Source organism: bacterium (assembly GCA_024224155.1).
Lineage (GTDB): Bacteria > Acidobacteriota > Thermoanaerobaculia > Multivoradales > JAHEKO01 > CALZIK01.
The window spans coordinates 1-4,122 of record JAAENP010000073.1; the positions used below are offsets into that span (position 1 = coordinate 1).

Below are 4,122 nucleotides of genomic sequence, written 5' to 3' on the forward strand. Positions count from 1 at the left end.
CACCCCGCTATCGAGGATCGGTTCGACCAGATCCGCGGTCAACAGCATGCCGTTGGTGTTGAGATTGATCGATTCCAGGCCGGCACTCTTGCCGTAGGCGAACATCCGCAGCAGGAGCTCGGGCTCGAGAAGCGGCTCGCCGCAGAAAGAGAACCACACCTCCGTCTTGGGCTCGATGGCTACGATCTGGTCCGCGCATCTCTTCCAGAGCTCGAACGGCATGACTCCCTTGGGACGCTTCATGCTCGGGTGATGGCACATGGAGCAGGCCAGGTTGCATTCGGCACACAGCTCGACCGCGAACTTCTTTGGAAAGCTCAGCTGATGAAGCGTTCTCTCGATCTTCTTGAGCTTTGGATCTCTCATGGCTGAATGCTCCCCTTGCTGTTGCGCCTCAGGCCATCTGGAACCTGGACTACTTTTCTGCGCCGTAAGACGCAAGACACCGGCGAGGTACCCGTTCGCTGTCTCTAAGCCGTGCTCTAGGCCCCTTTTGCCGAAGTCGTGAACCTTAATAAGAGCCGCAGTCGCCCCTTTGGCAAACACCCTTTCGGGCAGGCAGCCCCACCCGAAAGGGTGGCCGGGCCCTTTTGAGTCAGTAGCTAACTGGACGAATCCGGGTGGGCCGGCTGCAGAAAAAGGCCATAAAACCGCTCTAAGACATTTACGGATCTGAATAACTCAACAACAAAGGCGATCGACAGCGAAGAGAATGTGCTCCGTGCCGGCCTCAAAGGCATGGCGACCGAGGCTCTCATCGGGCTGGTGCGCCTGGCCGAGCTCCCCGGGCCCGCAGATCAGAGGGGTAGTCCCCAGAGCCGCCAGATGGCCCCCGTCGGTGCAGTACGGAGCTCCAAGGCTCCCGGTCACCTCGAGGCGCTCGAAGAGAACCCTCTCCAGCGGACTGCCCGGTTGCGAGACCAAGCCGGGGGCCGCGGTCACCGGACCGACCGAGATCTGAGGCGGTCTGTCCGGTGAGCCCCAGTCCCGGATCTCTAGACCCTCGAGCAAAGCACGGATCTCCTCATAGAGAGCCAGGGGCTCTTCATCCGGAAGCGGCCGGTAGGTGACTACCAAGGAGCAGCTTTCGGCGATCATGTTAGGGGCCACGCCGCCTTGGATGGAGGCGAAATTGAGGGATGTGTAGGGGCACTGCGGAAAAAGCTCTGCCGATGGAGTGCGTCGGCAACGGCGCTCGGTCTGAACGGCTCCAATCGCTTCCACCACCTGGCTAGCGACCGCGATGGCGTTGACTCCATCTTCCGGCAAGCTACTGTGCCCCCCTTTGCCGGTCACGACAACCTCGAACTCCACCAAACCCTTGTGAGCGCTGAAGACCCGGTAAGAAGTCGGCTCGCCAATCCAGGCGTGCTCCGGAACCGGGCATCCCTGAAGAAGCTTCGGGAGTTCGACGATGAGGCGCCCGGCGCCCGTACAGCCGACCTCTTCATCACTGGTCAAGGCGATCACCAGAGGCCGGCGAAGCCGGTCGCAGCGGAGACTCCGAGCCGCGTCCAGGCACTGTGCAACGAAGCCCTTCATGTCGGCGGTACCGCGGCCGTAGAGCCGATCCCCTTCCACCCGCAGCTCGAGAGGATTACCTGTCCAGCCCGGCTGATCGGCAAAAGGCACCACGTCGATGTGGCCGCTGAGAATGAGGCCTCCGGGTTCCTCGGGACCCGCGACCGCCACCAGATTGGCCTTGATCGAGTCGCCTTCGCCCCATCGCTGCAGCCGCGAGCGAAAACCGTGATCCTGGAACTCATCGGCCAGGGCCTGCAGTAAGGGTAAGTTGCCCTTGGCGCTGACCGTATCCACGGCAACGAGCCGCCGAAGGGTGTCGTAGAGGTAGCTCCCGGCACTCTCCATAGAACTCAACCTCCGCCTGGAGGCTCGGTCGTTGCGCCGAAACCCGGATCCGCGGACTCGGCCAGAAGTGACTCGATCTGCTTGCAAGTCGCCGAGAGCTCTCCGCGAGTCAGCTCGAAGCAGGCGCATCCGGAGGCAATCCGGATGACAGCGTCGAGTCCCTGGCCTGAATGGGCAAGCGCGTTGAGCGCGTGCGGATAGATCCGCACGGCCGCCTCTGCCTTCCCGAGGCGGCGCAAACGCGGCTGCGAGGCTTCGGCTTCGTGGTTGATCACGATGACCGACGAAACCGACAGAGCTCCCCGCCCATTCATGCCACCCGGCATGGACCCGGCCGGCACATACATCGCTCGAGTCGTGCGAACCGTCGTCTCCGGGAGCTGGTAAGGGACCGGCGGCTCATCCTTCAGGCAGAGAGCCCGCGGGTAGGCATGAACCTCCAGAGCACCGAGATCGACCGGAGCCAACTCGTCGCTCGAGTACCGGCCACCGAAGTGGGAAAGTGCCCAGGCGGTAGTCGACTTGCCGGCCCCGATACCGCCTACCAGGAGGCAGCCTCTGCCGCGCACGTTCAGAACGGCTGAGTGCAAGAAAAAAAGGTCGCTGCGAAGTTTCTGCAGCTCAACCGCCAGGTCACCGTCGAAGAGCCAAAGGAGCTCTCCTTCATCCTCTGCCGTCTGTACCGCCCCTCCGTTGCGCGTCAAGGTGAGCTCCTCCGCTCCGTCCGAGCGACCGATTCGATAACGCAGGTCTTGCCCCGGAGCCTGCCTGCGCATCGCGCCGTAGGTTGCCTCGAAGAGGCTCTCGACCTCGGCGTCCTCCGTTTCGATACAGATGCCGATTCCGAGGATCTCGAGTGTCAACACGCGCGCACTCCTGCCGGCACCACGCCGAGCGGCAAGCGACTCATCACCGATCAGGGCTCCAAGAGGCCTTCCTCCCGAAAGTGATCCAGGGCTGCGATCACGTCGGACTCGACCTCCGACACTTCCATGCCATAGGCCTTGGCGATCGCCAGGATGATCTCTTCGACCGACGAGAGACCGTCGCATCGATCCCAAATGAACCAAGCCGTCGGGTTGAGCTGGTGAACCCTCCCCGAGCCAGTATCGAGAACCACGGCCTCGTCGTCCACGTGACGCTCGGTAAGGTCCGATCTCTTGCGAAGTACCAATCTCAAGTTCACGCTGATCGCCATGTCCCTCGATGCACCGAGCTCGTGACCAAAGGCTACCATCGGCCGGATCAACGGCGACTCGACTGGTACGCTTGCCGGCTGTGAGAAAGCTCCGGCCGGAGTACACGTTCCTTCTCCGTTGCATCGCCACCATGCCGTGGGAACGGCCAGGAACCATAGCCACGGTGCCCGCCCCCCTCGACTGGCGGCGTGTGCTGTGGCTGGCTTCTTGGCATCGGCTTTCCGGTGCCCTTTACAGGGCCCTGCGTTCGGCAGAATCCAGCGACCAGATCCCGCGCGAGATCCTGGACGAGCTTGCCGACTCCTATGACCGAGCCCACCAGCGGTACCGGCGTCAAAGGGCCGAGCTCGTCAGGGTGACAGACGTCATGGGAGCCGCCCGTATCCCGACAGTTCTGCTTAAGGGCTCTGCCCTGGTGGAAACGGTTTACCGAGATCCGGGTCTCCGGCCGATGGGGGATCTTGACCTGATGGTGCCCGAGGATCGTTTGGACCAAGCCGACCGTCTTCTGCGCGGCCTGGGGTACAGCTCACGCTCGAGCCGGGAAGAGCAAGAGGGTACGCACAGGCACCATCGACACTATCCGCGGTTGAAGAGCGAGGATGGGGTCTGCGAACTCGAGCTACATCGACATATCGTCCGTGCGGACAGCGGTTTTCACTTCCCGGTCTCAGAACTCTGGGCGCGGGCCCAAGAGACACAGATCGCCGACCTGAGCGCCCTTATTCTCTCTCCCGAAGACCAACTGGTCCATCTGAGCCTCTCTTTTTTTGGCGACCGCGCGCTCTTCTACCAGAGCTCCTGCGCGTTGGGGCAGCTGCTCGACATAGCGGCTCTCATAGACCACCATCGCGGGATCCTGTCCTTCGACGAGGTAGCCGCCCGCGCCAAGACGAACAACCACGAGGGACCCCTACTGTGCGCCCTTTGGTCGTCAAGCGAGCTCCTGCGAGCTTCGGTACCGCGCGAAGTGCTAGAGAGGTTGGCCGTGACATCGTTCGCGACAGCGCGGCTCTGGATCTTCACCGAAGAACTGCTGCTGGACCTTCCGCTC

The 4,122-nt window shown here is 62.5% G+C and carries 5 protein-coding genes; 1 reads left to right on the plus strand and 4 read right to left on the minus strand.

Features of this window, described 5'->3' with window-relative positions:
- The 4 genes from GY769_04230 to GY769_04245 form a co-directional block, all read right to left on the minus strand.
- The coding region (locus GY769_04230; protein MCP4201122.1) for a radical SAM protein at positions 1–366 on the minus strand (366 nt) is incomplete at its 3' end.
- Positions 367–681: 315 nt separating this feature from the next.
- Positions 682–1,869: an acetylornithine deacetylase gene (argE, locus tag GY769_04235; GenBank protein ID MCP4201123.1), complete on the minus strand. Its 1,188-nt coding sequence runs from the start codon at positions 1,867–1,869 to the stop codon at positions 682–684.
- Positions 1,870–1,874: 5 nt separating this feature from the next.
- On the minus strand, positions 1,875–2,735 hold the full coding sequence (locus tag GY769_04240; protein MCP4201124.1) for a hypothetical protein: 861 nt from the start codon (positions 2,733–2,735) through the stop codon (positions 1,875–1,877).
- A 50-nt stretch (positions 2,736–2,785) separates the two neighbouring features.
- Positions 2,786–3,106, minus strand: coding sequence for a PqqD family protein (locus GY769_04245; protein MCP4201125.1), 321 nt, complete (start codon positions 3,104–3,106; stop codon positions 2,786–2,788).
- A 125-nt stretch (positions 3,107–3,231) separates the two neighbouring features.
- Between GY769_04245 and GY769_04250 the strand changes: the two genes are divergently transcribed.
- Positions 3,232–4,122 (plus strand): nucleotidyltransferase family protein (locus tag GY769_04250; GenBank protein MCP4201126.1); only part of this gene is annotated, 891 nt, incomplete at its 3' end.

Coding starts and splice junctions, on each gene's coding strand:
- GY769_04245 (MCP4201125.1), bottom strand. CDS start 3,106: ATGGTAGCCTTTGGTCACGAGCTCGGTGCATCGAGGGACATGGCGATC.
- argE (MCP4201123.1), bottom strand. CDS start 1,869: ATGGAGAGTGCCGGGAGCTACCTCTACGACACCCTTCGGCGGCTCGTT.